The organism is Mesorhizobium sp. WSM4829 (genome assembly GCF_055811475.1).
In genome coordinates, this window is the sequence record NZ_JBVVQJ010000031.1 from 1 (window position 1) to 25,051 (window position 25,051).

Genomic DNA, 25,051 nt, shown 5'->3' on the forward strand with positions numbered 1-25,051 from the left:
GGCCTCGCAGAGTTCCAAGCCATCAAGTACGGAGCCACGCTCGATGTGTGAATCCGATAGGTCACTATACGGGGAGAGGGTGCCGGCAGGCAGGTGAGGGGCAGCGCAAGCGCCCGGAAGGGGGTGACGGGCGGATTCAAACCTGAAGTGATTGCCCTGCACAAAAACTGCACAACATTGCGGAAAATCTCCTCGGACCCGCCTCGCTGCCTGCATTTCGGCCGGCGAAAAGGACGGCATGCAAGAGCGCGAAAAGCCCCGTTGGTCCCTGCCCCTCCGCAATGACGGTTGCTGGCTCGTCGATCCGCCGCATTCGGCGACTCTCTTTCCCTTCATCCGCAAATCTCCGCCCCGCGGCCGGATCAAAGCCGCTGAGAAAACCCGATCATGACATCGCTGCTTACCGCCGCGCCGGGCACTTGCGCGCGCTTCGGCGTTGCCGTCCTGCTTGCCGCGCTGGCCGATTTCTTCTTCTATGGGCAGCCGGTCGGCATCACGCTCTTCCTGTTCGGCATGACGCTGGCCGCCGCGGCCGCGGCGCTCCAGCCGTCGGCGCTCGGCGCCGGCCGGGCCTGGTTCAAACCCGTTGCCCTGCTTGTCGGGCTACTGCCGTTCCTTGAAAATGTCAGCGCGCTGTCCGTCGCGATCGGGCTTGCGGCGCTGGCCGTCTTTACGCTTTCGCTGGTCGGGCGGCTGCGGCGCGGATTTGCCCGCATTGCCGGCCAGGTCGCGCTGTTCCTGCTCGCAGCGCCGTTTCGGTTCGTCCACGATTTCGTCCGCTGGCGCAAGGCGGCGCGGCGGCTTGGCCGGCGGCGCATCGGCTTCGCGGCGATCGCCGTCTGGATCATGCCGCTGACCCTGGGCGTAGTGTTTCTGGCGCTGTTCGGCGCCGCCAATCCGGTTATCGAATACTGGCTGTCGCTGATCGATCTCCACGCACTGCTCGACCTCATCCAGCTGCCGCGGCTGGCCTTCTGGCTGGTCGTGCTTGCCGGCGTCTGGGCTTTTTTGCGCCCGCGCCTGCCGCGCTTCTTGCGCCGCATTGCGCGTCGGGTGACACCTGTCCCTGTCAGCGCGGTGACGACGACGACAAAACCCGCCAGGGCGATCGAGGACATCATCTTCGGCAAGGCCGCCATCCTTCGCGCGCTTGTCATCTTCAACATCCTGTTCGCGATGCAGACCGCGCTCGACGCCACCTATCTGTGGGGCGGCATCGCCCTGCCCGACGGGCTGACCTACGCCGCCTATGCGCATCGCGGCGCCTATCCGCTGATCGTCACGGCGCTGCTCGCCGCCGGTTTCGTGCTGGCGGCGCTCAGGCCGGGAAGTGCCACTTCCAGCGATCCGTTCATCCGCCGGCTGGTCTATGTCTGGGTGGCGCAGAACATCGTGCTGGTCATCTCGTCGATCCTGCGGCTTGAACTCTATGTCGGCATCTATGCGCTGACCTACTGGCGCGTCGCCGCCTTCGTCTGGATGGGGTTGGTTGCGGCGGGCCTTGTCCTGATCATCGCCCGCATCGCGCTCGGAAAATCCAATGAATGGCTGCTTTCCGCCAATCTTCTGACGCTATCGGCGACGCTTTATGCCTGCTCGTTCATCAATTTTGCCGCCCTGATCGCCAACTACAATGTCGAGCACTCATTCGAAATGACCGGCCACGGAACCGAGCTCGATTTCTGGTACCTGCGTTCGCTCGGTCCCAGCGCCCGGCCGGCACTCGATCGCTTCCTCGAGCAGCAGGCCAGGACGAATGCGGCCAGCTTTTCCCCCTACCGCGAACTCGCCCGTTTGCTGGGACAGGACGAGGCCCGCTACCGCGCGGCCCAGGAAAACTGGCGCGCCTGGAGCTTTCGCGACTGGCGGCTCCTTCGCACTCTCGACACGTCTATCCCGTTCGTGGTTCCTCAGGGCTCCGAACCCTTCGTGCCGGGCCGCTGATCGATGCCGCATCACATCCTGATCGCCGACGATGATCCGCACATCCGCGAGATCATCTGTTTCGCACTTGAAAAGGCCGGCATGAAAACGGTTGCGGTAGCCGACGGCGCCGCCGCCTTGCAGGCGATCGAGCGCCGCGCGCCCGACCTTGTCGTGCTCGACATCGGCATGCCGGAGATGGACGGGCTGGAGGTCTGCCGGCGGCTGCGGCACACATCCGATGTGCCGGTGCTGTTCCTGTCCGCGCGTGATGAAGAAATCGATCGCATCCTCGGGCTCGAAATGGGTGGCGACGACTATGTCACCAAGCCGTTCAGCCCGCGCGAGCTGGTCGCCCGCGTCAACGTCATCCTGCGGCGCGCCCGCCCGGCAAAAGCCGAACAGGCCGACGACAGGCAATTCTTGCACGGCCGTCTGGCTTTGCTGCCGGCCAGCCACGCCGCCAGCTTCGACGGCAGGCCGCTAGTGCTGACCTCGATCGAATTCGCCATCCTGAAGGGGTTTCTGGCGCGCCCGGCGCATGTGCTTGGGCGCGACATGGTGATGGCCAATGCCTATGCCGGCAACATCCATGTCGCCGACCGCACCGTCGACAGCCATATCCGCAACATCCGCGCCAAGCTGGCGGCGGCCGGCTGCACGGATGCGATCGAGACCGTGCATGGCGTCGGCTTCCGGCTCGGCCGGTGCGGCGCGTGACCGCGCATAAATGGCGGCCGCGCCTCGCCACCATCGTTGTCGCCATCCTGATCATGGTGATGGCGCTGCCGCTGGTCGGCCTGTTCTTCTTCAGGCTCTACGAGAACCAGCTGATCCGCCAGACCGAGGCCGAGCTGATTGCGCAAGGTGCCGCCCTTGCCGCCATCCATGCGCAAGAGGTCCGCGACGCCGGCATCGCGGCTGAAAAGCTCGGCGCGGCCGTGCCTGCCGACAGCGACAATCCGGACTCTCCCTACCGGCCGATCGAGCCGCGTCTCGATCTCGCCTCCGACAGGGTTCTGGCGACACGGCCCGCGGCGACAGCCGCCACCGTCGATCCCGCCTTCACGGCGATCGGCGCGCGGCTGTCGGGCATTCTTGCCGAGACGCAGAAAACCACGCTTGCCGGCTTCCGGCTGCTCGATCCCAAAGGCGTCGTCATCGCCGGACGCGAGGAGATCGGCCTGTCGCTCGGCGCCGTCGGCGAGGTTCGCGCAGCACTTGCCGGCCGCTATGCCAGCGCGCTCAGGCAGAGGATATCAGACGAGCCGCCACCTTCGCTCTATTCGGTCAGCCGCGGCACGAGAGTCCGCGTCTTCGTCGCAATGCCGGTCGCCGTCGACGGCAAGGTCGCCGGCGTCGTCTATCTGTCGCGGACGCCGAACAACATCGTCAAGCATCTTTATGGCGAGCGCGGCAAGGTGGTGCTGGCGGCGATCGCCATCCTCGGCGGCACGCTGCTCATCGGCCTGATCTTCCTTCGCACCGTCAGCCGGCCGATCTACGCGCTGATGGAGCGGACAAAGCGCATCGCCGCCGGTGATCGCGCAGCGATCAGGCCGCTCGACCATCATGGCACGCGCGAGATGGCAGCGCTGTCCGACGCTTTCCTCGAGATGGCCGAAAAGCTGCATGCGCGCTCCGACAGCATCCAGACCTTCGCAACCCATGTCTCGCACGAGCTCAAATCGCCGCTGACGGCGATCCAGGGGGCGGCCGAACTGCTGCGCGATTCAGGTAGCGCAATGGACGAGGCCGAGCGGCGGCGGTTTTCAGACAATATCGTCACCGACGCCGGGCGGCTCAATCTGCTGGTGCGTCGTCTGCTCGACCTGGCGCGCGCCGAAAATCTTGCGCCCAGCGGCGAAAGCACGTCGCTCACTGCGGCCCTGGCGCTGTTGCCGACCGGGGACAGGCTGGCGCTTCGGGTCGAGGCGGGCGGCGAGACCGGCCTGCGCATCTCGGCCGAGAACGCAGCGATCGTACTCGCCAATCTCATCGACAATTCGGCGCGGCATGGCGCGACGCTGGTTTCGATCACGGCGGCGAGCGCAGGCGGCAAGGCGACGATCCAGGTGAGCGACGACGGCGCCGGCATTTCGCCGAGCAACCGCGCGCGTATTTTCGAGCCATTCTTCACCACACGCCGCGATTGCGGCGGCACCGGCATGGGCCTCGGCATCGTTCTGGCCCTGCTGAAAGCGCATGATGGCACGATCCGCCTGGTTGACTCCGAGCGCGGCACGCGCTTCGAGATCATCTTGCCGGCTGTATGAATTGCAGCATGATCGTTTCAGAAAACCGGCTTCGGGATCATGCTTCAGAACTGGAGAAGCGAAAAAGTGCGCTACGACGTCGTCATCATCGGCGGAGCCATCGTCGGCTCCTCGATCGCCTATTATCTGCGCGCGGAAGGGTTTTCGGGCTCGATCGCGCTGGTCGAGCGCGACCCGCAGTTTGCCCATGCGGCGACGACGCTGTCCTGCGCTTCGATCCGCCAGCAGTTTTCGATTCCGCAAAACATCCGGCTGTCGCAGTTCACGCTGAAACTGTTCCGGCGGCTGAAGGAAGAGTTCGGGACCGACGCCGATATCGGCTTTCGCGAAGGTGGCTACCTCATCCTTGCCGGTGAGAACGGGTTGCCGATCCTTAGGGCAAACCACCAGACGCAGTTGGCCGAGGGCGCCGACATCGTGCTTGAGGATGCGGAGGCGCTCGTCCGCCGGTTTGCATGGCTGTCGGCCGAGGGCATCACCGCCGGCGCCTATGGCCGCAGCGGCGAGGGCTGGTTCGACGCGCATGCCATGCTGATGCTGTTCCGCAAGGCGCTGCGCGACAAAAAGATCGATTTCATCACCGCCGACGTGACCGGCATCGAACGGCAGGGCGACCGTGTCACCGGCGTCAGCCTCGACAATGGCGAAAGGCTCGACGCCGGCATCGTCGTCAACGCCGCCGGGCCGAATGCCGGAAAAGTCTCGGCAATGGCCGGACTGGTGCTGCCGGTGGAACCGCGCAAGCGCAATGTCTTCATCTTCGAGGCGCGCGAGAAATATGACGACATGCCGCTGCTGGTCGATCCCTCAGGCATCTATGTCAGGCCGGAAGGCTCGGTCTACATCACCGGCGGGGCCGAGCCGGAAGACGGCGACGGCCCCGCCGATCCCAGCGATTTCGAGCCCGACTGGCCGCTGTTCGAAGAGGTGATCTGGCCGGTGCTGGCGACCCGCATCCCGGCCTTCGAGGCGATCAAGCCGACGCGCGCCTGGGCCGGCCATTACGATTACAACACGCTCGACCAGAACGCGGTGATCGGCCCGCATCCGCAGGTGCAGAATTTTCTCTTCGCCAACGGTTTTTCCGGCCACGGCCTGCAGCAGGCGCCGGCGGTCGGCAAGGCGCTGGCCGAGCTGATCGTGCATGGCGGCTACCGCACGGTGGACTGCTCGGCGTTTGGGTATGAGCGCGTTGCCGAGGGGCGGGCTTTCAGGGAGTTGAATGTGATCTGAGGCTGGCGGACAGAGGGGGGTGCTGTCCCTCGGTCACCAAAGGGTTCCGCACCGCAAGGCCAGCCGTCAGCGCTCGCGGCCAAACCAGAACGCATCCGCCATCCGCGTCATACCGATCCGTTCGTAGAAGCCGACGGCGTCGGGCACGGAGATCAGTGACATGGCGACGGATGGCCCGAGCTGCCGCCGCGCTTCGTCGAGCAGGCCCTTGCCGATGCCGAGCCCTTGCGCCGATTTGCAGACGGCGAGCTCGGAAATATAGCACACCCACGAGAAGTCGGTGATGCCTCGGGCGAGGCCGATCAGCGGCTTGCCAGGCGCATCGAGACGCGCCGTCAACACCAGATCTGCATTGGCAAGCATCGCCTTCAGACGGACGTCGTCATCGATGGGCCGAGTGACGCCGAGGCCGGATTCCACCAGCACGCGGCGGAACTCGGCTGCGTCGAGGTTCGGTTCGCTGGCGTAGAGTACTTTGGGACGTGTTGTCATGCCGGCCAAGGTGCACCATAGGGCGGCAACTTTGAAGCGGTCCGTGCTCTAGGACCAAAGCTTGCGAAAACAGCCGCCTTTTATTTGCCTGCAGCTTTGTGTAAACCGGGCGCCAATACATCCCCGCAGCGAAAAGAAGACGGGCAAGACCTATGGAAAAATTCACCAAGCTCACCGGCGTTGCCGCGCCGATGCCGATCGTCAATGTCGACACCGACATGATCATTCCCAAGGATTATCTCAAGACGATCAAGCGCACCGGGCTCGGCAGCGGACTGTTTGCCGAAATGCGCTACACGGACGACGGCTCGGAAAACCCCGACTTCGTGCTCAACAAGCCGGCCTACCGCAAGGCGCAGATCTTGGTCGCCGGCGACAATTTCGGCTGCGGCTCGTCGCGCGAGCATGCGCCCTGGGCGCTGCTCGACTTCGGCATACGCTGCGTCATCTCGACCTCGTTCGCCGACATTTTCTACAACAACTGCTTCAAGAACGGCATCCTGCCGATCACCGTCAGCCCGGAGGATCTGGACAAGCTGATGGACGACGCCTCGCGCGGCTCCAACGCAACGCTGTCGATCGACCTCGAAGCCAAGGAAATCCGCGGTCCGGACGGCGGCGTGGTCAAGTTCGACCTCGACGACTTCAAGCGGCACTGCCTCTTGAACGGGCTCGACGATATCGGCCTGACCATGGAGAAGGCTGACGCCATCGCCTCGTTCGAGAAGAAGAACGCCGAGCTGCGGCCCTGGGCCTGAACGGTAGGATGACCCGGCCGCGACAGGCCGGGTTCGTGGCGGCTGCACGGAGGGACAGGCATGACACGTTCGCTGCTTGCCGGCGCCTGGGCGCTGGCGTGGATTCTGATGCCGGTGGCTGGCGCGCATGCACAGACCGACACGGTGCTCGTGCCGGCTGACGATGCGTCCGGCGGGGCCGCCGACCTGGGCGCGTCGAGCAATGCGGCCCTGGCCGAGGATGACGGCCAAGCACCGGTCCCGTTCGAGAATGGGCAGCTGACCATCACCCAGCAGGAAGACTATGGCGAGAAGGTGCTGGCCTATGACGGCAAGCAGCTGGCGCGCAATTACGGTGTCTTCTTCGACAGGATTGTCGAGGTCGGCGGCGTCACGGTGGCGCTGGTCGATGTCGGCGACGGCGGCAATCAATGCGGTCCGGCCAAGGTGATCGTGTGGAAGCCGGAAGGCGGCACGATCCAGACGACCACCGTCGAGCAGGATGAATGCGGCGCACCGCCGGCCGCGCTATCCGACGGCGCCATCTATTTCGTGCCTAATCTCTTGCCGGGCGAATCGAAGCCGGCGCTGCAATGGTCGCCGACCGGCGGGTTGTCGACCTTGGGCAACCTCGCCTACATGCCGGAGCCGGGTACCGGCTGGAAAGATGTCGACCCGGCGAAATACGACAGCATCGTCGATGCCTTCCATAACGAGGCCATCTACAGGCAAGCCGCGACGCTGCTCGGCAAGGAGATGCCCGACATGGCGACCAGCCTGCTGGTCGGCGGCGGCACCGAGAAAACCACCTCGGGCGTCTTCCACGCCAGCGGCTGCATGCCGCATGATTGCGGCGGCGACGAAGGCTTCATGGCGATCGATCCGGCCAACCACAAGCTCTATTTCGCCCGCCGCGGCGACAAGCCCGAGCCGGATGCGTGGCCGGCGGTGAACACGTGGCCGGCCGAGGTCAGGGAAGCGATGGACAAGGCGCTCGGTTCGCCGAATTAGCTTCTCTGCTTCATGCCTTCGTTCCCGACGCGGGGCCAAGCGGCGGCAGTCGTAACCTCAGACCATCGACAAAAAAGCCCGGCGCATGGCCGGGCTTTCCGTCGAATAGAGACTTGTATCACTGGCCGTCGATCGCCGTGGCGATGCGGGCGATGGCCTGTTGATAGTTGCTCGCGTCATTCCAGCCGGCAATTGCACCGAGATTCGCCTGTGCGCTGGCACCCGCCTGCCAACCATGAGCCTTGAGGAAGTTGGCGGTGGAAGCCAACGCAGTGGCCTTGTCGCGCAGATTTCCGCTGCCGACCCCGTACTTCAAGACATTTCCGGGCAGGAACTGCGTATGGCCAATCTCGCCATGCATGGCGCCGACCGACGAGGCGCTCAGCGCGCCGCGATCAACCAGTTTCAGGGCTGCAACAGCATGCGGGTAGAAGAACTCCGGGCGGCGGCAATCATAGGCAAGCGTTACAATGGCAGAGACCGTATTCTGCTTGCCCAAGAAGGAACCGAAGCCGGTTTCCATCCCCCAGATAGCGAGCAACACACCCGGCGACACGCCGTAGGTCCGTTCGATCTTGTCGAACAGCGCCGCGTTCGACTTCTTCAGCGAACGGCCCTTGGAAATGATCGTGGACGCGCCACGGCGCTTCATGAAAGCATCCACCGAGCCACCGAAAGCCTTGTGGATAGCGCGGTCGGCGGCGATCGTCCTTTTTGCGTAGGTCGCACTAGCCAGAGCGGCCAGACCCTTCGAGCCTACACCGCTGGCCCTTGCTTCCTGCGCGAACTCCGCCTTCCACGCTTCGAAGCCCGCGCCCGTTTTGCCGCATTGGGCGGCCTGTGCCGCTGTTGCCGCCGCAAGCATCATCGATGCCGCCGCTGCGAAAATCTTTGCCTTGGCAAAAAATGCCATGTTGCTCTCCTGGTTGCCTGAATCTTGTCCCGAATACGAATTTGCCAGCGAAACGCCCGCTTGTCACCGTTGGAGCGACGTGCGTCCGCTTGGACGCAGTACGCTCCAGCACTTTACAATCTGCGCATCGTGCTTTCCGAGAATCGGAACCGACTTTCGGGGCCGATGCGCTAAGAACTCGTTTACGCATCCTCGCCGCAGCGCTGGCGAATGCCGGACAACTTGCTTACGATCAAGTAATTATTGTGGCGGGGGGCTAGAATATTCATGGAAGACGTTGACGTCGTGGTCATCGGCGCCGGCTCGGCGGGACTTTCCGCCGCCAAGACCCTGCGTGCGGCCGGCCTTTCCTTCAAGCTGGTCGAGGCGATGAACCGTATCGGCGGCCGCGCTTGGACCAGCGACCAGCATTTCGGCGTTCCTTTCGACATCGGCTGCGCCTGGCTGCACGCGGCCAACCGCAATCCCTACTTTCCCGAGGCGCAAGCTGCCCGCTGGACGCTTCATCATCACGACATGAATATCGACCATCTCTATTATCGCAACCGAAAGGCGAGCGAGGACGAAGAGGCCGCGATGAAGGCGGCCGATATCAGGCTGTTCGAGCTGCTGGCGGCGCATGAGGTCAAGGTTGGTGACGACGACCGGCTTTCGGCGTTGCTCGCCAGGGGCCATGCGCCGCGCGCCGCCGCCACCTTCGCCGGGCCGATGGACTTCGGCGCCGACGAGGACGAGATATCGATCCGCGACTTTCAGGCTGCCGCCGATCTCGATCCGAACTACTTCACCAAGGAGGGGTTCGGCGCGCTGGTCGCCCGTTTCGGCGCCGACGTGCCGGTCGAGCTGTCGACGCCGGTGCGGAAAATCCTCTGGGACGTGCCCGGCGTCGCTTGCGTCACCGATCGCGGCACCATTCGCGCCAAGGCGGCCATCGTCACCGCCTCGCCGGCGGTGCTCGCCTTCGAGGAGATCGAATTCGCGCCGGCGCTGCCGGACAGGCATTTCGCTGCCTTCTTCGACCTGCCGATGGGCATGCTGACCAAGCTGCCGGTTGAGATCAGGGGCACAAGGCTCGGGCTGGCGCCGTTCGACGACCTGCTGATCGAGCGGCTGGCCAGGCACGACATCTACTTCCTTTGCTTTCCCTTCGACCTCGACCTGATGGTCGGCTTCGTCGGCGGCGATTTCGCTTGGGAGATGTCGGCGGCGGGCGAGGCGGCAGGCATCGACTTCGTCGTCGACCGGCTGTGCGCCATCTTCGGCGGCGACGTCAGAAAACATGTCGGGCGCGCCATGATGACCAATTGGGGCGGCGAGCGGTTCGTGCGCGGCGCCTATGCGGCGGCCCGACCCGGCCGTTCGCAGGCGCGCGCCACGCTGATGCAGCCGGTGGCGGAAAAAATCTTCTTCGCCGGCGAGCATCTGGCCGGTCCGCTGATGCAGACCTGCGGCGGCGCCAGGCTATCGGGCGAGGCGGTGGCGAGAACGGTCGCCGCCCAGCTTGCGGCAAAATAGCAACAGCAGGAACGCCGGCCGCCGACAGGCGTTTGGGCGATATGCCGCTGCGCACTATATCCGGGCCACATAATTTGAGACCTGGTGATTCGAGATTGGGATGAAGCTCTTCGATTGCCCGCATTGCGGCCACCGCCTCTATTTCGAGAACGCCCAGTGCCTGAACTGCGCCAGCCCCGTGCTTTACGATGCCGGGCATGCGCGCTTCGTGCTGTCTGGCGCCGGCGGCGTTTTCCAGTGCACCAATGCCGACGAGTGCGCCTGCAACTGGATGGCGGAACCTGGCCATGCCTTCTGCCGCGCCTGCGCGCTGAACCAGCTGATCCCGGACCTTTCGGTCGAGGGCAACCGCCGTCGCTGGATCCGCGTCGAAGCGGCAAAGAAGCGGGCAATCTATTCGCTGCTCGCCGCCGGACTGCCGGTCGCACCCAAGCAGAACGCCGGCGACGAGGCTGGCCTCGCCTTCGACTTTCTCGCCGATCCGATCGGCGGTCCGGGTGGCGCGCGCATCCTGACCGGCCATGACAACGGCCGGATCACACTCAATGTCGCCGAGGCGGACTCGGCCGAGCGCGAAAGACGGCGCGTCGAGATGGGCGAGAACTATCGCACTTTGCTCGGCCATTTCCGCCACGAGCTCGGCCACTATTACTGGGACCGCCTGATCCGCGACGACCCGCAACGGCTTGCCGCCTTCCGCACCTTGTTCGGCGACGAGCGCGCCGACTACGAGCAGGCGCTGAAGACCTACCATGCCAATGGCGCGCCGCCCGACTGGCAGCAGGACCACATTTCCGCCTATGCCGCCTCCCATCCCTGGGAGGACTGGGCCGAGACATGGGCGCACCATCTGCACATCGCCGATACGCTGGAGATGGTGCATGCGCTGAATTTCCCGCTCGGCCGGCTGGAAACAGTGGAGGCCAACGACCTGTCGCGGGGCGACACCGGCGGCGAGCTCCAGCCGGCGCCGTCTGAACCTGCCGCCGTTCCCGAACCGTTCGAAAAGATCCTGGCCCGCTGGCTGGTGCTGTCGGAAGCGTCCAACTCGATCAACCGCTGCATGGGCCTGCCGGACCTCTATCCCTTCGTCATCTCGGAGCTGACGGCACAGAAGCTGGCCTTCGTCCATGAACTCCTGACCGGTGTCGTGAAAGAAACCGGAACAAAACGTGAGCCGGCCGAGGCGTTTTAGCCGGAACGCATGAGGTCTTGTTTCGTTTTCGTTCGCGAGGGACCATCAACACGGAGCGAAACCATGAAGCGCATACTGTTTCCTGCTGTCGCCGGAGCGCTTGTCGCCATGTCCGGCACAGCTTTGGCCGATACCGCCGTTTCGGCGGTCGCCGATCTCAACATTCGCGCCGGCCCCGGGCCGCAATACCCGGTGATCGGCGTGCTCGCCGCCGGCCAGTCGGCAACGCTCGATGGCTGCATCCAAAACAGCAAATGGTGCACCATAGCCGAGGCCAATGGCCAGGGCTGGATCTATTCCGACTATGTGACGGCCGATTTCGGCGGCAACGAGGTCGTCCTGACCCGGCGCCCGGCCGACGCAGACATTACCATCGTCGAAGCCCCCGCCGATGTCGACGATCCCGACATCTATACCGGAGCGATCGTCGCTGGCGAGCCGATCGAGCCGATCAGGCGGCCGCCGGCCGAAGTCCGCACCTACATCGAGACCAACCGGGTCGACCCGGTTTATCTCGAGGGCGAGGTGGTTACCGGCGCGACCTTGCCCGATACCGTCGAGTTGCGCGAGATTCCGGACTATGACTACCGCTATGTCTATGTGAACGGTCAGCCGGCACTGGTCGACCCCGGCACCCGACGCATCATGTACGTCGAGCGCTGACGGTGCCGAACGGGCAATCGCCTCAGACAATTGACGGAATTGTTGAAGTCGGCACTGCCCCTCATCGCCCTGCCGGGCACTTCTCCCCGTATAGTGACGGGGAGAAGGGGGCCTTTCTTGCAATGCTGGCGATTAGCGAAATCGTTGATGAGAGCGCCCCTCTCCCCGTCTAGCGGAGAGGATGCCGGCAGGCAGGTGAGGGGCGGCGCCAACGCCAGGAAAGGGATGACGGGCTGAAGCGATTGCCGTTTGGGGCCGAATGGTGACGATTGCGCGGCACGACCCGATCGAATAGATCATGCGACCCGAAGCACCAGCCTGTGAGCCCGCGTGAAAGACCCTGCCGCCTTCGAGCGCTACCGGCATACTCCCAACACCAAGACGACCCTGCCGCGGCTCCTGCTCGGAACGGCGATCGTCGTCCTGTTCTGGGTCGCGACGACCGTCGCCGTGCTGTTCGGCGGCGCCTATTTCTTCGTCGTCTGGCAAGCATCGTCCGGCGCCCCGATAGAAGGAGGGGCGGTGCAGAATTTCATGGCCTCACCCGCCGGGATCCTCGCCGCGCTCGCCTCCTTTGCCGGAATCTGGCTCGGCCTGTGGGCTGCCATGCGCTGGGTCCATCGCGAGCCGCTGATGGCGCTGATCGGCACCAGCCGCCGCGTTTCGCGCTCGGGATTTCTTAGGGGATTGGCTGCGGTGCTGGTCACATCGCTGCTCTCCGAGATACTGCTCTATCTCTTGCAGCCCGACATTGCGCGCGGTGCGATCGGCCTGTCGTCCTGGCTGCTGTTCCTGATCCCGATCGCCGCGCTGACCCTGCTGCAGACCTCGTCCGAAGAGGTGCTGTTTCGCGGCTATCTCCTCAGGGGCCTGGCCAACCGCTTTCAAAACCCCTTCATCTGGGCGCTGCTGCCAGGACTTCTGTTCACTGCGATGCATTGGAACCCAGGCTCGACGACCGCCATCAACGCCTGCGTGCTGGCCTCGATCGCCGCTTTTGCGCTGCTCCTGACGCTTGTGGTCTATGCCACGGGCAATCTCGGCGCGGCCTTCGGCGCCCACCTCGGCAACAATCTGACCGGCTTCCTGCTAATTTCGCACCAGCAAAGCTACAATTCCTTCGCCCTGTTCAACGCCAAGCCGCTCGAAGGCCCCGGCTGGACGACGCTTGATGCCGTCCTCATCGCGGCGATCGGCATCGTCTGCAGCCTGTTGACCGTTCTGCTGCTGCTGCACCCGCGCTCGCCGCTGAAGGTCGAGCCGGATTTTTCGCACCCCGGCGGCCCAAGCTGATGCGCATCACGCTGGTGGTGCTGCCATAAACCAAACCGGCCCGGTTCAGCGTATTCGGCCCCGCACCTTGACTCCGCGGCCGATTTCCTGTCTACAGCCCGCGAATTCCGCGACGAGTATCCCTCCGAGCAAGCCGACCGGGACGCCGAAGCCTGTTTGAGGCGACGTGCTGTAAATCGATCCTGGAGGCCAACATCCGGCAGCGCTGTGCGCCCCCGGGTGCTTTTTGGCTTTGGGCTTTTGCCTGGACAGCTTGGGTTGGATACTGGGCGCGAACGCATTACCTCTCGGGCATCATCCGGGTGCCAGGGAAAAGGAAGAAGAATGTTTGAATCGCTACAGGAACGTCTTGGTTCGATCCTGAACGGCCTCACCGGCCGCGGCGCCCTGTCCGAGGCCGATGTCTCGGCGGCGCTGCGCGAGGTGCGCCGTGCGCTGCTTGAGGCCGACGTTGCGCTGGAAGTGGTGCGTTCCTTCACCGACAAGGTGCGCGAGAAGGCCGTCGGCGCCGCCGTGCTGAAGTCGATCAAGCCCGGGCAGATGGTCGTCAAGATCGTCCATGACGAGCTGGTCGGGATGCTGGGCGCCGAGGGCGTCGCCATCGACCTCAATGCACCGGCTCCAGTCGTCATCATGATGGTCGGCCTGCAGGGTTCCGGCAAGACCACTACATCGGCCAAGATCGCCAAGCGCCTCACCGAGCGTCAGAACAAGAAGGTCCTGATGGCCTCGCTCGACACGCGGCGTCCCGCCGCGCAGGAGCAGCTCCGTCAGCTCGGCGAGCAGGTCAAGGTCGCCACGCTGCCGATCGTCGAGGGCCAGACGCCGGTCGACATCGCCCGCCGCGCCGTACAGGCGGCAAAGCTCGGCGGCCATGACGTCGTCATCCTCGACACCGCCGGCCGCACCCATATAGACGAGCCGCTGATGGTCGAGATGGCCGACATCAAGAAGGTCTCGTCGCCGCACGAAATCCTTTTGGTCGCCGATTCGCTGACGGGCCAAGATGCCGTCAATCTGGCAAAAAGCTTCGATGAGCGCGTCGGCATCACCGGCCTGGTGCTGACCCGTATGGATGGCGACGGCCGTGGTGGTGCGGCACTTTCCATGCGCGCCGTCACCGGCAAGCCGATCAAGCTGATCGGCACCGGCGAGAAAATGGACGGGCTGGAGGAATTCCATCCCAAGCGCATCGCCGACCGCATTCTCGGCATGGGCGACATCATCAGCCTCGTCGAAAAGGCTGCCGAAAACATCGACGCCGAGCAGGCGGCGGCGATGGCCAAGAAGATGCAGTCGGGCAAGTTCGACCTGAACGATCTTGCCGGCCAGCTTCAGCAGATGTCGAAGATGGGCGGCATGGGCGGCATCATGGGCATGATGCCGGGCATGGGCAAGATGAAGGACCAGATGGCTGCCGCCGGTCTCGACGACAAGATGTTCGGCCGCCAGCTCGCCATCATCTCGTCGATGACCAAGGCCGAGCGCGCCAACCCCGATATTCTGAAGCACTCGCGCAAGAAGCGCATCGCCGCAGGCTCCGGCACCGATGCGGCCGAGATCAACAAGCTCCTGAAGATGCACCGCGGCATGGCCGACATGATGAAAGCGATGGGCGGCAAGGGCAAAGGCGGTGGCCTGATGCGCGGCATGATGGGCGGTCTGGCCCAGAAGATGGGACTCGGCGGCATGATGCCAGGGGGCATGGGTGGCCCGGGCGGCATGATGGGCGGCGGCATGCCGGACATGTCCAGGATGGACCCCAAGCAGCTCGAAGCCTTGCAGAAGCAAGCACAGGCAGCCGGTCTCGGCGGCATGAAGGGTCTTCCCGGTGGCCTCCCAGGTGGCGGTGGTCTGCCTGGGCTGCCCGGCGGCATGAAGCTTCCTGGTTTGCCAGGATCCGGCGGCGGTCTGCCAATGCTCGGCAAGAACGCCCCTGGCAAGAAGAAGTGAGGGCGCCATGAACGAAGAGAAGGACATGGCCGACGCACGCGCGGCGCTGGTCGACTACCGCGCCTCGATCGACAACATCGACGCAGCGCTCATCCACATGCTGGCCGAGCGTTTCCGCTGCACCAAGGCGGTCGGCGAGCTGAAGGCATCGCATGGCCTGCCGCCGGCCGATCCGGCGCGCGAGCAGCAGCAGATCGCCCGCCTTCGCCAACTGGCGAAGGACGCCCATCTCGACCCGGATTTCGCGGAGAAATTCCTGAACTTCGTCGTCCGCGAAGTGATCCGCCATCACGAGCATATCGCCGCATCCAACGGCGGAACGAAAACCGGCTGAGGACCAGCCGTAAACCCGAAAATCAGCGTTTTAGGAGAAAAGAAATGCCATTGAAAATCCGACTGGCCCGTGCGGGCTCGAAAAAGCGTCCCTATTACCACGTCGTCGTCGCCGACGCCCGTTCGCCGCGCGACGGCCGTTTCATCGAGTCGCTCGGCTCGTGGAACCCGCTGCTGCCCAAGGACGGCGAGCGGGTCAAGGTCGACGCCGACCGCGTCAAGCATTGGCTCTCGCACGGCGCCCAGCCGACCGACCGCGTGCTGCGCTTCCTCGACGAGGCCGGCATCGCCAAGCGTGAAGCCCGCTCCAATCCGAAGAAGGCCGAGCCCGGCAAGAAGGCGCAGGAGCGCGCCGCACTTCTGAAGAAGGCGCAGGACGATGCAGCCGCCGCTGTTGCCGCCGCGGCAGCCGCGCCGGCCGAGGCGGAAGCCGCGACCGCCGAATAATCCGCTTTTTATCGCTTACGGAACGGCGGGCGCTTTGCCCGCCGTTTTAGTTCGTCGGAGCTAAACGCGGCCCGATTAATAGCCTGCCGGGCAGCGGGCGATGTAGACGCGTCCATAGCGATCGCTATAGCGGCACCGGCCGGGTTCGGTCGCACGACCGATCAGTGCGCCGGCGACGGCGCCAACAGCACCACCAACAACAGCTCCCTCCACCGGGTCATTTGCAACGGCAGCGCCGACAGCAGCGCCTCCCAGGCCACCGACCGCGGCGCCCTGTTCTGTCCGGGAACAGGCTGCGAGCGTGGTTGCCAATATGATCAGGACCACCAATTTCTTCATCGTCGCTCCTCCCAAATGGGGTTTTCCGTCCTCGCCCCACATCGTCTAACTCGCAACCGGGCGATTTGATCCAAGGACAAGGAAGAAGGGTGGCGGCGCCCTCTCTGGCGGCGCGACCGCCATTGAAAGGCTTTTGACGCCGCCGCTATCGGCTGAACGGGATCAGCGAGCGCACCCCGGGATTGCGCAGGAAAAGGCCGCCCCACAGAATGAGGCCGAGATAGACGCCGAACAATGTGTGCGAGAACAGCGGGCTGCCAAGACGCGCGTGGGTCGCGATGGCGCCGCCGAGATAGGCGGTGAGCAGGACGGCGCCGAGCACCGAGGCGCGCGGCACCGCATAGAGCGCGGTCGAGACCAGCCCGACGATGCCGAGCATGCGCGAGACATCGGGATCGGCCGGCCAGCCGAGTTGCACCATGGTCTGGGTGACGACATCGAGCGGCGGCAGCTTGATGACGCCGTCGAAGGTCATGAACAGCACGATGAGGGCGCTGAGCCCGCGGCCGGTCCACAGCGCGCTCGGCGTGACGGATGCTGTTTGAGACATGGTCATTGGTCCTCCGGTTGTTTCGAGCCCTCTTGGCGAGGGTCGAACCAAGGACGCGGCGTGAGGCGGCGATCCGACACGCTTATGATTTTTCCAGCGCACGGTGCTTCGGTGAGCGTGGGAACAAACCCTAGGAAAAATAGTATTTTTTGGCGGGGATCATTTTTGGCGGCGCCTCGCCGAGCGCCTCGAACACCGAGATTTCACAGACGCGGCACAGCCCGTCGAGGGCGAGGTCGTTGGCCTCGGTGCCGAACGGGTCCTCGAGTTCCTCCGAAAGCGCGTCGAGGCCGAAAAAGGTGTAGGCGATCAGCGCCGTGAACAGCGGCGTCGCCCAACCGGCAGTCGAGGCCAGCCCAAACGGAAGCAACAGGCAGAAGACATAGGCGGTGCGCTGCAACAGCAGCGTGTAGGCAAACGGAAGCGGTGTTCCCATGATGCGCTCGCAGCCGGCCTGCGCTGCGGCGATTTGCGATAGGCGCTCGTCGAGAATGCGGTAGCCCATGACATCGATTGCGCCGGCCCTGTACAACGCGGCGGCTCGCTCGCCCATCCGCCGCAGCATGGCGTCCGGCGGGTTGGCCAGCTTGGCAGCACTTTCGGCCGCTTCATCGATGAACGCGCGTGCGTCGGTCGTGGCATCGACCCGCCGAAGCAGGCCGCGCAGGAAGTGACAGAAGGCGATCGCCTCCATCAGCAGCCCGCGCAGTTCGACCCGATCCTCGATCAACCCGGTGCTGGCGCGCGCCAGATTGCGAATGTCGAACACAAGCTCGCCCCACAGCTTGCGCGCCTCCCACCAGCGGTCATAGGCGGCATTGTTACGGAAGCCGAGATAGATCGACAGCGCCACACCGAGCAAGGCGAGCGGCGCGGGCCCGGCATTGCCGAGGTCAAGCTGCAGGGCCCTGACCGCCAGCACCACCAGTGCGCCATAAATGCCGAAGCCGAAGATCTGCGGCAGGATGCGCGGCACCACCGAGCCGCGCATGATGAAGAACAGATGCAAAAATCCCGGGCGCGGGCGAACGATCATCGAAACCCCTTTCACGGACCGGCAATGATCCTGATCGGTTCCATTGTGCGACGCAATACACGCACAAGCCCAGCCGCCAGCGACATGGCGATGTCGTCTTGCCGGTTTGAGGGCAGAGCAGGGCCAGGTGATGCCGGCCCGACGCGACCTAACTGAGGCGCCGGTGCCGCCCCTCATCCGCCTGCCGGCACCCTGGCCCTTCGCTGTCGCTACGGGCGTTCGTCGTTCGGAAAGCCAAGCAATTGGCTTTCCGTCCGCTTCGCGGACCACTTCTCACCCCCGTGAACGGGGAGAAGGGGCTAACGGCCGAAGGCCGAGCCCGCGACTGCGGGCCGCCGGTCGTCCGGCGCCCCGCGGAGGGCCCGCCGCGGCAGCGGCGATACGGCCCGTGAGCGAGAAGTTACGCCGCCTTCTTCTTCGGTTGGATCAGCCCGCGCTCGATCAGCAATTCGGCGATCTGCACCGCGTTGAGTGCCGCGCCCTTGCGCAGATTGTCGGAGACGATCCACATCGACAGGCCGTTGTCGACGGTCGAATCCTCGCGGATGCGCGAGATGAAGGTCGCGTCCTCGCCGGCCGAGTCCAGCGGCGTGATGTAGCCGCCGTCCTCGCGCTTGTCGAGAACCTGGCAGCCCGGCGCTTCGCGCAGGATCTCACGCGCTTCCTCGGCGGTGATCGGCTTTTCGAACTCGATGTTGACCGCTTCCGAATGGCCGATGAACACCGGCACGCGCACGCAGGTCGCCGTCAGCTTGATTTTGGGGTCGAGCATTTTCTTGGTCTCGGCGACCATCTTCCATTCTTCCTTGGTGAAGCCGTCGTCGAGGAAGACGTCGATGTGCGGGATGACGTTGAAGGCGATGCGCTTGGTGAACTTCTTGACGTCGACCTGATCGGCGACGAACACCGCGCGGGTCTGCGTGAACAGTTCGTCCATGCCTTCCTTGCCGGCGCCGGACACCGATTGATAGGTGGCGACGACGACACGCTTGATGGTGGCGAGGTCATGCAGCGGCTTCAACGCCACGACCAGTTGCGCCGTCGAGCAGTTCGGGTTGGCGATGATGTTCTTGCGCGTGAACAGCGAAATCGCGTCCGGGTTCACTTCCGGCACGATCAGCGGCACGTCCTGGTCATAGCGGAAGGCCGACGAATTATCGATGACGACGCAGCCCTGCTTGCCGATCTTCGGCGACCATTCCTTCGAGACGTTGCCGCCGGCCGACATGATGCAGATGTCGGTATCGGAAAAATCATATTGGTCGAGCGCCCTGACCTTCAGCGTGCGATCGCCGAAAGACACTTCCGTGCCCTGGCTGCGCCGCGAGGCCAGCGCCACCACCTCGCTCACCGGAAAGCCGCGCTCTTCCAGTATGTTGAGCATTTCCCGACCCACATTGCCCGTGGCGCCGACGATTGCAACCTTGAAACTCATCGAAATCTCCTGTCCTCTCCGCTCGGTTTTTTGGAGAAAACCCGCCGGCCGATGCGGGTTTCAACCCCCGGGCCGGACCCGGGAGAGGGTGGTTAGGCCAAGGGAATCAGACCGTTTTAGTGGTCGTTTTACCGGTTTTTTTGGCCAAGAACGTGGTTTTGCTGGAACGAGCAGACGCGCCGAAACGCCCGGCCCAATGGTTCGCATTGCGGCCCGGGACGTCGAAGGCAAGAAGCGCCATCAAAAGGCCGCGCATCGAAACTACCCCATTCGGTGCCGGCTTTTACGCGGTTTGCGTAAAGAGTCAATCGCGAGCAGCCAGGCGGCTTGCCCTGTACAATGGCGGCGGCGCGAAGTACGAACGATTGGATCGTTTGGCTCGTGGCGCTCCTGGCGCTCGCCGACGGATGACCCATTGCCGGGCATAAAAGAATCCGAATTCCGAAAGAGTGAAATGTCCAATTTCGAAGCACTTGTCCCCGCGCTGGCAAAGGCGCTGGAAAAACGCGGCTATGTCGAGCTGACGCCGGTGCAGAAGGCGGTACTCGAGCTCGGACAGGCCGATGCGCTGGTTTCCGCCCAGACCGGCTCCGGCAAGACCGTCGCCTTCGGGCTGGCTCTGGCGCCGACCCTTCTCGACGGCGCCGAGCGCTTTTCCCAAGCCGCAGCACCGCTGGCGCTGGCCGTGGCACCGACGCGGGAGCTCGCTTTGCAGGTGACGCGCGAGCTCGAATGGCTCTACGAACTGACCGGCGCAGCGATAGCGTCCTGCGTCGGCGGCATGGACATGCGGACCGAGCGCCGCATGCTGGAGCGCGGCGCCCATATCGTCGTCGGCACGCCCGGCCGGCTGCGCGACCACATCACCCGCAATTCGCTCGACATGTCCGAGCTGAAGGCAGTGGTGCTCGACGAGGCCGACGAGATGCTCGATCTCGGCTTTCGCGAGGATCTGGAATTCATCCTCGACGCCGCGCCGGCCGAGCGCCGCACCTTGATGTTTTCGGCGACCGTGCCGCGCTCCATCGCCACGCTGGCCAAGGGCTATCAGCGCGATGCGGTGCGCATCTCGGCCGCCGGCGAGGAGAAGCAGCATCTCGACATCGAATACCGGGCGCTGAGCGTAGCCCAGGCCGACCGGGAAAATGCCATCATCAACGTGCTGCGCTATTACGAGGCGAAGAACGCACTGGTGTTCTGCAACACGCGCGCTGCCGTCAATCACCTGACCGCGCGCTTCAACAACCGCAACTTTTCCGTCGTCGCGCTTTCGGGCGAGCTGAGCCAGAACGAGCGCAGCCACGCGCTGCAGGCGATGCGCGACGGCCGCGCCAAAGTCTGCATCGCCACCGATGTGGCGGCGCGCGGCATCGACCTGCCCAACCTCGAACTGGTTATCCACGCCGACCTGCCGACCAATCCGGAGACGCTGCTGCACCGAAGCGGGCGGACGGGACGGGCGGGACGCAAGGGTGTCAGCGCGCTGATCGTGCCCAACAATGCTCGCAGGCGCACCGAACGGCTGCTGCAAAGCGCTGGCCTTGCGGCGACATGGGCAAGCCCGCCTTCAGCCGACGACGTCCTGCGCCGCGACGACGAGCGCATCCTCGCCGACCCGGTTTTCAGCGAGCCTGTGACGGATGATGAACGCGGCTTCATCAATGCGCTTCTTGAGCAGCACGGCCCCGATCATGTGGCCGCCGCCTTCGTGCGTCTGTGCCGCTCCAGCCGCTCGGCGCCCGAGGATCTTTTAGACGTCGCTCCGTTCACGCCGTCGGGCGACAGGCCCTCTGGCGACAGATCTGCCCGTCGCGACGAGGCGCCAAGCCGCCGCGACGATTTCGGCAACAGCGTCTGGTTCTCGCTGTCGGTGGGACGCAGGCAGAATGCCGAGCCGCGCTGGCTGATCCCGATGCTGTGCCGGACCGGCGGCATCTCCAAGCGCGAGATCGGCGCCATCAAGATGCAGCCGGAGGAAACTTTCGTGCAGATCGCGGCGGATTGGGCCGATCGGTTCCTCCAGGCAATCGGCCCGGACCGCAAGCTGCAGAACAACATCGCGGTGAAGCGGCTGGACGGCACGCCCGACCTGTCGCGGGCCGGCTATCAGGAGCCACGGCCGGACAAGAAGCCGCACCGCGGCAAGCGGACGTTCGACCAGAACGCGCCCAAATTCGAGAAGCGTGCACCGTCAGCCGATCAGCGCCCCGCCGCATTCGAGGCAAAACCCTGGGCCGGGAAGGCAAGCAAGCCGAAATTCGACAAGGCCGGACCCGCCAAGAGCAAGAAAGCGAAGAAGCGGCCGGCTTAGCGATTTGCCGGCATCGTTGGCTTGTCATGGCCTGCAAGAGCTGGCCCTCGCCAAGGCAATCGATTCAGACTTCGACGATTGGTCGTCTCCAACACGAGTGGCGCCGCTATCTTTTGTCTGAAGCGATGCTCCCGCGCACGCACCCCTTGCGGTCTGCCGCAACTTTGAACAGTCTGGCCAGCGGGACGAGGGGCAGGACATGCGCGGCGAAGTGCTTCACTATGACGAGGACCAGGGTTTTGGCTTCATCTCCGGGGCCGACGGCAACCGCTACACGTTCGCGCGCGAGGATCTGCGCCGAGAGGCGACGATAGGCAGGGGCACGGCCATCGAGTTCCAGCCGGCTGGCGGACGGGCACGCGAGGTTTTTTCGATCCGCGTCCAGGCTGCCAGTCCGACGGACGCAACCCCGTCTCAGGCCGGCAATGCGCCCGTGGCGCCGCAACATTTCGGCCGTTTCGCTGAAAATGCTCCCGCCACCGACCTTTGGAGCTACTTCCGGCGGGGCCTGACTGAAAATTACTTCAATTTCTCCGGCCGTGCCCGCCGCAAGGAATATTGGGGCTATTGCCTGTTCTGGACGATCGCGCTGACCGTGGTCGTCGGCGTCGGCCTCTTCATCGACGACGCCATGGGCCATCTTGACGAATTGCCGGCAGCGACGGTCGGTCTTTGCGGCGCGTTTGTGCTGGCGACAATCCCGCCCTGGATCGGACTGAACGTGCGTCGCCTGCACGACATCGGCCTGACCGGCTGGCTTTTTCTGGCGGTGCTCATCCCGACCATCGGCTGGCTGATCATCCTGGTCTTCGCGCTGATCCCGACGCAGGCCCGTGAAAGTCAGTGGGGCCCGGTGCCGGCGGGGGTCAGGGCCTAGCTGGTCGACACAGCGATTTTGAGGGGCTGGAAGCCCGGCGGACGTCGATCGCCAGCAGGCTTAGCCCAGAAACCTGGCGATGATCGCGTCGCCCATCTCAGCGGTGCCGACCTCGGTCATGCCAGGGGAAAGAATATCCCTAGTGCGCAAGCCCTGGTCGAGCACGGCGGCGATGGCGCTTTCCAAGCGATCGGCCTCGGCCACCATGCCGAAGGAATAGCGCATGCACATGGCGAAGGAGGCGATCATGGCGATCGGGTTGGCGATGCCCTTGCCCGCGATGTCGGGCGCCGAACCGTGCACCGGCTCGTAGAGCGCCTTGCGCTTTTTCGTCTTGGCATCCGGCGCGCCGAGCGACGCCGACGGCAGCATGCCGATCGAGCCGGTCAGCATGGCGGCGATGTCGGACAGCATGTCGCCGAACAGATTGTCGGTGACGATGACGTCGAATTGTTTCGGCCAGCGCACCAACTGCATACCGCCGGCATCGGCCAGCATGTGGTCGAGCTTGACGTCGCCATATCTGGCCTTGTGCGTCTGCGTGACGACCTCGTTCCACAGCACGCCCGACTTCATCACATTGCGCTTTTCCATCGAGGTGACGTGGTTCTTGCGCGTGCGTGCCAGCTCGAAGGCGACGCCCGAGATGCGCTCGATCTCGAAGGTGTCGTAGACCTGGGTGTCGATGCCGCGCTTCTGGCCGTTGCCGAGATCGATGATCTGCTTCGGCTCGCCGAAATAGACGCCGCCGGTGAGCTCGCGAATGATCAGAATGTCGAGCCCTTCGACCACCTCCTGCTTGAGCGAGGAGGATGCCGCCAGCGCCGGATAGCAGATGGCCGGCCTGAGATTGGCGAACAGTTCCATGTCCTTGCGCAGCCGCAGCAGTCCGGCTTCCGGGCGCACCTCATAAGGCACCGCATCCCATTTCGGCCCGCCGACGGCGCCGAACAGCACCGCGTCGGCGGCCATCGCCTTGGCCATGTCGGCATCGGAAATCGCCGCGCCATGCGCGTCATAGGCGCAGCCGCCGACCAGCCCCTCATCGGTGACAAAACCGCTGTCGAGCTTGTCGTTCATGGCGGCGATCAGCTTCTTCACTTCGGCCATCGCCTCGGGGCCGATGCCGTCGCCGGCGAGCAGGAGAAGATTTTTCGAAGCCATCCGGAACCGTCCCAATTGTGGCGCATGAAATCGGAATCGATTTCGCAAAGCATCATGCGCAGAAACAAAATTCTACAGCGTCCCTTTTCGCGGCCAAAGGACGCGCGGCGCTGTCGTGAGCCGCGGCCTTGCTAAACGCCAAGCGGCTCACGCGCAAGCCTTGGTTCAGAGCATCTTTGACGATCCTTCGCTCCGCCGACGTCGCGCAAGCTTCGGCGCCGCCGCCGCGCTCAGGACGTGCGCTTGAGCGCCGTCACTTCGATCTCGATCTTCATTTCCGGCTTGTTGAGCTGACAGACGATCATCGTTGCCGCCGGCCTGACGTCGCCAAACACCTCGCCGAGGATCGGAAAGACGATGTCGACGAAAGCCGCGTCGGTGATGTAGTAGTGCGCCCGCACCACATCGGCCATCTCGAAACCGCCGTCCTGCAACGCCTTGGCAATCGTCGCCAGGCAATTGCGCGTCTGCGCTTCGACCGTCTGCGGCATTGTCATGGTCGCATAGTCGTAGCCGGTCGTTCCGGAAACGAAACACCAGTCGCCCTGTACCACGGCGCGTGAATAACCGGCGGCCTTCTCGAAGGGCGAGCCGGTGGAGATCAGTTTTCGCATGGTTCCCTCGGATATTCCTGAGGCGATAGTGAGCTGAAGACGTGCCTTCCGCTATGGGCCAGGGGGGAGTGTTTCTCCAACAGAGCCTCAGTTCGCATCGAGAGCGAAGGAGCGGCCGGCAAGCAAGAGTGGCCGAGCGCCCCGGGCACACCAAGCTCAATAACGCGCTCTCACGGGGCATTTCTGGGAAATGGGAACCTGGAAGGCGCCGTCAACACCGTTGCAGGTACGGAACTTGAGCATCCACGGCGCCGGGGCAGCCGCCTTTGGCTTGCCCTCGATGACTATCGGGACTCCGGAACCCTGCGCGTAGCCGCTCAACGGGCATTTATGGGAAGCGGGAATCTGGAAGGGGCCGTCAAAACTCTTGCAGGTACGGAACTTGAGCATCCACGGCGCCGGGGCAGCCGCCTTTGGCTTGCCCTCGATGACCATCGGGACTCTGGAACCCTGCGCGTAGCCGCTCAACGGGCAATTCTGGGAAGTGGGAATCTGGAAGGGGCCGTCAAAACTTTTGCAGGTACGAAACTTGGATGCTTGTGCTGCCAGGGCTTGCGTGGATTGAAACCCGGTAAAGACGGCCACCGCCGCAAGCAGAAGAAAAATTCTGTTGGTCACTGTCAAAGCCCTCCAACCCGCAAGAGAAGTAAGACCAAATCACCGAAAGGTCAAACAGGCAACTATCTGAGAGCGCGGCCCCTATTATATTAGAAGCGTCAAATAAAACCCGGCGTCTTTACC

General features: G+C 64.2%; 25 protein-coding genes. 15 read left to right on the plus strand and 10 right to left on the minus strand.

The genetic code is table 11. The features are described from left to right. The first annotated feature begins 387 nt into the window (after positions 1 to 387). From AC0L17_RS24960 to AC0L17_RS24975, 4 genes are all read left to right on the plus strand, one after another. Positions 388 to 1,944: a DUF4153 domain-containing protein gene (locus tag AC0L17_RS24960; protein WP_473517766.1), complete on the plus strand. Its 1,557-nt coding sequence runs from the start codon at positions 388 to 390 to the stop codon at positions 1,942 to 1,944. 3 nt (positions 1,945 to 1,947) lie between these two features. Then, positions 1,948 to 2,643 (plus strand): response regulator transcription factor, encoded by a 696-nt coding sequence (locus AC0L17_RS24965; protein ID WP_287240072.1) that lies wholly within the window; start codon positions 1,948 to 1,950, stop codon positions 2,641 to 2,643. Between the two features lie 59 nt (positions 2,644 to 2,702). After that, positions 2,703 to 4,199 (plus strand): ATP-binding protein, encoded by a 1,497-nt coding sequence (locus AC0L17_RS24970; RefSeq protein ID WP_473517819.1) that lies wholly within the window; start codon positions 2,703 to 2,705, stop codon positions 4,197 to 4,199. Positions 4,200 to 4,265: 66 nt separating this feature from the next. Continuing rightward, positions 4,266 to 5,432, plus strand: coding sequence for an NAD(P)/FAD-dependent oxidoreductase (locus AC0L17_RS24975; RefSeq protein WP_473517767.1), 1,167 nt, complete (start codon positions 4,266 to 4,268; stop codon positions 5,430 to 5,432). A 66-nt stretch (positions 5,433 to 5,498) separates the two neighbouring features. Here AC0L17_RS24975 and AC0L17_RS24980 read toward each other — a convergent pair whose 3' ends face one another. Then, entirely contained in the window at positions 5,499 to 5,924 is a 426-nt protein-coding gene (locus AC0L17_RS24980; RefSeq protein ID WP_419695245.1) for a GNAT family N-acetyltransferase, read from the minus strand. A 152-nt stretch (positions 5,925 to 6,076) separates the two neighbouring features. Between AC0L17_RS24980 and leuD the strand changes: the two genes are divergently transcribed. Together leuD and AC0L17_RS24990 are read left to right on the plus strand one after the other, a co-directional pair. After that, a complete protein-coding gene (gene leuD, locus AC0L17_RS24985) occupies positions 6,077 to 6,682 on the plus strand; it encodes a 3-isopropylmalate dehydratase small subunit (protein WP_023803774.1) in 606 nt (201 codons plus the stop codon). Positions 6,683 to 6,742: 60 nt separating this feature from the next. Further along, positions 6,743 to 7,672 carry a hypothetical protein gene (locus AC0L17_RS24990; protein WP_473517768.1) on the plus strand — a complete coding sequence of 310 codons (930 nt, stop codon included), beginning with the start codon at positions 6,743 to 6,745 and terminating at the stop codon, positions 7,670 to 7,672. A gap of 118 nt (positions 7,673 to 7,790) precedes the next feature. Here AC0L17_RS24990 and AC0L17_RS24995 read toward each other — a convergent pair whose 3' ends face one another. After that, on the minus strand, positions 7,791 to 8,585 hold the full coding sequence (locus AC0L17_RS24995; protein WP_473517769.1) for a lytic murein transglycosylase: 795 nt from the start codon (positions 8,583 to 8,585) through the stop codon (positions 7,791 to 7,793). A 267-nt stretch (positions 8,586 to 8,852) separates the two neighbouring features. On the opposite strand from AC0L17_RS24995, the gene AC0L17_RS25000 reads away from it, so the two are divergent. The 7 genes from AC0L17_RS25000 (at position 8,853) to rpsP (ending at position 15,984) form a co-directional block, all read left to right on the plus strand. Beyond that, a complete protein-coding gene (locus tag AC0L17_RS25000; protein ID WP_473517770.1) occupies positions 8,853 to 10,100 on the plus strand; it encodes a flavin monoamine oxidase family protein in 1,248 nt (415 codons plus the stop codon). Between the two features lie 100 nt (positions 10,101 to 10,200). Next, on the plus strand, positions 10,201 to 11,295 hold the full coding sequence (locus AC0L17_RS25005) for a zinc-binding metallopeptidase family protein (protein ID WP_473517771.1): 1,095 nt from the start codon (positions 10,201 to 10,203) through the stop codon (positions 11,293 to 11,295). Positions 11,296 to 11,358: 63 nt separating this feature from the next. Further along, entirely contained in the window at positions 11,359 to 11,958 is a 600-nt protein-coding gene (locus AC0L17_RS25010) for a DUF1236 domain-containing protein (protein ID WP_023803769.1), read from the plus strand. A gap of 330 nt (positions 11,959 to 12,288) precedes the next feature. Next, a complete protein-coding gene (locus tag AC0L17_RS25015; protein WP_473517772.1) occupies positions 12,289 to 13,251 on the plus strand; it encodes a lysostaphin resistance A-like protein in 963 nt (320 codons plus the stop codon). Between the two features lie 324 nt (positions 13,252 to 13,575). Then, positions 13,576 to 15,204: a signal recognition particle protein gene (gene ffh, locus AC0L17_RS25020; protein ID WP_473517773.1), complete on the plus strand. Its 1,629-nt coding sequence runs from the start codon at positions 13,576 to 13,578 to the stop codon at positions 15,202 to 15,204. A 7-nt stretch (positions 15,205 to 15,211) separates the two neighbouring features. Further along, positions 15,212 to 15,538, plus strand: coding sequence for a chorismate mutase (locus AC0L17_RS25025; protein WP_023803766.1), 327 nt, complete (start codon positions 15,212 to 15,214; stop codon positions 15,536 to 15,538). Between the two features lie 44 nt (positions 15,539 to 15,582). After that, positions 15,583 to 15,984 (plus strand): 30S ribosomal protein S16, encoded by a 402-nt coding sequence (gene rpsP / locus AC0L17_RS25030; RefSeq protein WP_027153676.1) that lies wholly within the window; start codon positions 15,583 to 15,585, stop codon positions 15,982 to 15,984. Positions 15,985 to 16,059: 75 nt separating this feature from the next. On the opposite strand, the gene AC0L17_RS25035 is transcribed toward rpsP, so the two are convergent. The 5 genes from AC0L17_RS25035 to AC0L17_RS25055 all read right to left on the minus strand — a co-directional run bounded on the left by AC0L17_RS25035 (position 16,060) and on the right by AC0L17_RS25055 (position 19,600). Further along, positions 16,060 to 16,323 carry a YMGG-like glycine zipper-containing protein gene (locus AC0L17_RS25035; protein WP_473517774.1) on the minus strand — a complete coding sequence of 88 codons (264 nt, stop codon included), beginning with the start codon at positions 16,321 to 16,323 and terminating at the stop codon, positions 16,060 to 16,062. A 145-nt stretch (positions 16,324 to 16,468) separates the two neighbouring features. Continuing rightward, positions 16,469 to 16,879 carry a DoxX family protein gene (locus AC0L17_RS25040; protein WP_473517775.1) on the minus strand — a complete coding sequence of 137 codons (411 nt, stop codon included), beginning with the start codon at positions 16,877 to 16,879 and terminating at the stop codon, positions 16,469 to 16,471. 124 nt (positions 16,880 to 17,003) lie between these two features. Further along, positions 17,004 to 17,909: a bestrophin family protein gene (locus tag AC0L17_RS25045; protein WP_473517776.1), complete on the minus strand. Its 906-nt coding sequence runs from the start codon at positions 17,907 to 17,909 to the stop codon at positions 17,004 to 17,006. 400 nt (positions 17,910 to 18,309) lie between these two features. Next, positions 18,310 to 19,344 carry an aspartate-semialdehyde dehydrogenase gene (locus tag AC0L17_RS25050; protein ID WP_091592145.1) on the minus strand — a complete coding sequence of 345 codons (1,035 nt, stop codon included), beginning with the start codon at positions 19,342 to 19,344 and terminating at the stop codon, positions 18,310 to 18,312. Positions 19,345 to 19,450: 106 nt separating this feature from the next. Beyond that, positions 19,451 to 19,600 carry a hypothetical protein gene (locus AC0L17_RS25055; RefSeq protein WP_287057073.1) on the minus strand — a complete coding sequence of 50 codons (150 nt, stop codon included), beginning with the start codon at positions 19,598 to 19,600 and terminating at the stop codon, positions 19,451 to 19,453. 198 nt (positions 19,601 to 19,798) lie between these two features. On the opposite strand from AC0L17_RS25055, the gene AC0L17_RS25060 reads away from it, so the two are divergent. Further along, positions 19,799 to 21,655 (plus strand): DEAD/DEAH box helicase, encoded by a 1,857-nt coding sequence (locus AC0L17_RS25060; RefSeq protein ID WP_473517777.1) that lies wholly within the window; start codon positions 19,799 to 19,801, stop codon positions 21,653 to 21,655. A gap of 199 nt (positions 21,656 to 21,854) precedes the next feature. Next, the gene (locus tag AC0L17_RS25065) at positions 21,855 to 22,532 is read left to right on the plus strand and encodes a DUF805 domain-containing protein (protein ID WP_473517778.1); all 678 of its coding nucleotides are present in this window, start codon (positions 21,855 to 21,857) and stop codon (positions 22,530 to 22,532) included. A 60-nt stretch (positions 22,533 to 22,592) separates the two neighbouring features. Here AC0L17_RS25065 and leuB read toward each other — a convergent pair whose 3' ends face one another. The 3 genes from leuB to AC0L17_RS25080 all read right to left on the minus strand — a co-directional run bounded on the left by leuB (position 22,593) and on the right by AC0L17_RS25080 (position 24,928). Then, the gene (leuB, locus tag AC0L17_RS25070) at positions 22,593 to 23,696 is read right to left on the minus strand and encodes a 3-isopropylmalate dehydrogenase (RefSeq protein WP_473517779.1); all 1,104 of its coding nucleotides are present in this window, start codon (positions 23,694 to 23,696) and stop codon (positions 22,593 to 22,595) included. 230 nt (positions 23,697 to 23,926) lie between these two features. Continuing rightward, positions 23,927 to 24,310, minus strand: coding sequence for a RidA family protein (locus AC0L17_RS25075; RefSeq protein WP_473517780.1), 384 nt, complete (start codon positions 24,308 to 24,310; stop codon positions 23,927 to 23,929). Between the two features lie 156 nt (positions 24,311 to 24,466). Continuing rightward, complete coding sequence (locus tag AC0L17_RS25080; RefSeq protein ID WP_473517781.1) at positions 24,467 to 24,928, minus strand: hypothetical protein; 462 nt, start codon at positions 24,926 to 24,928, stop codon at positions 24,467 to 24,469. Positions 24,929 to 25,051: the final 123 nt, after the last annotated feature.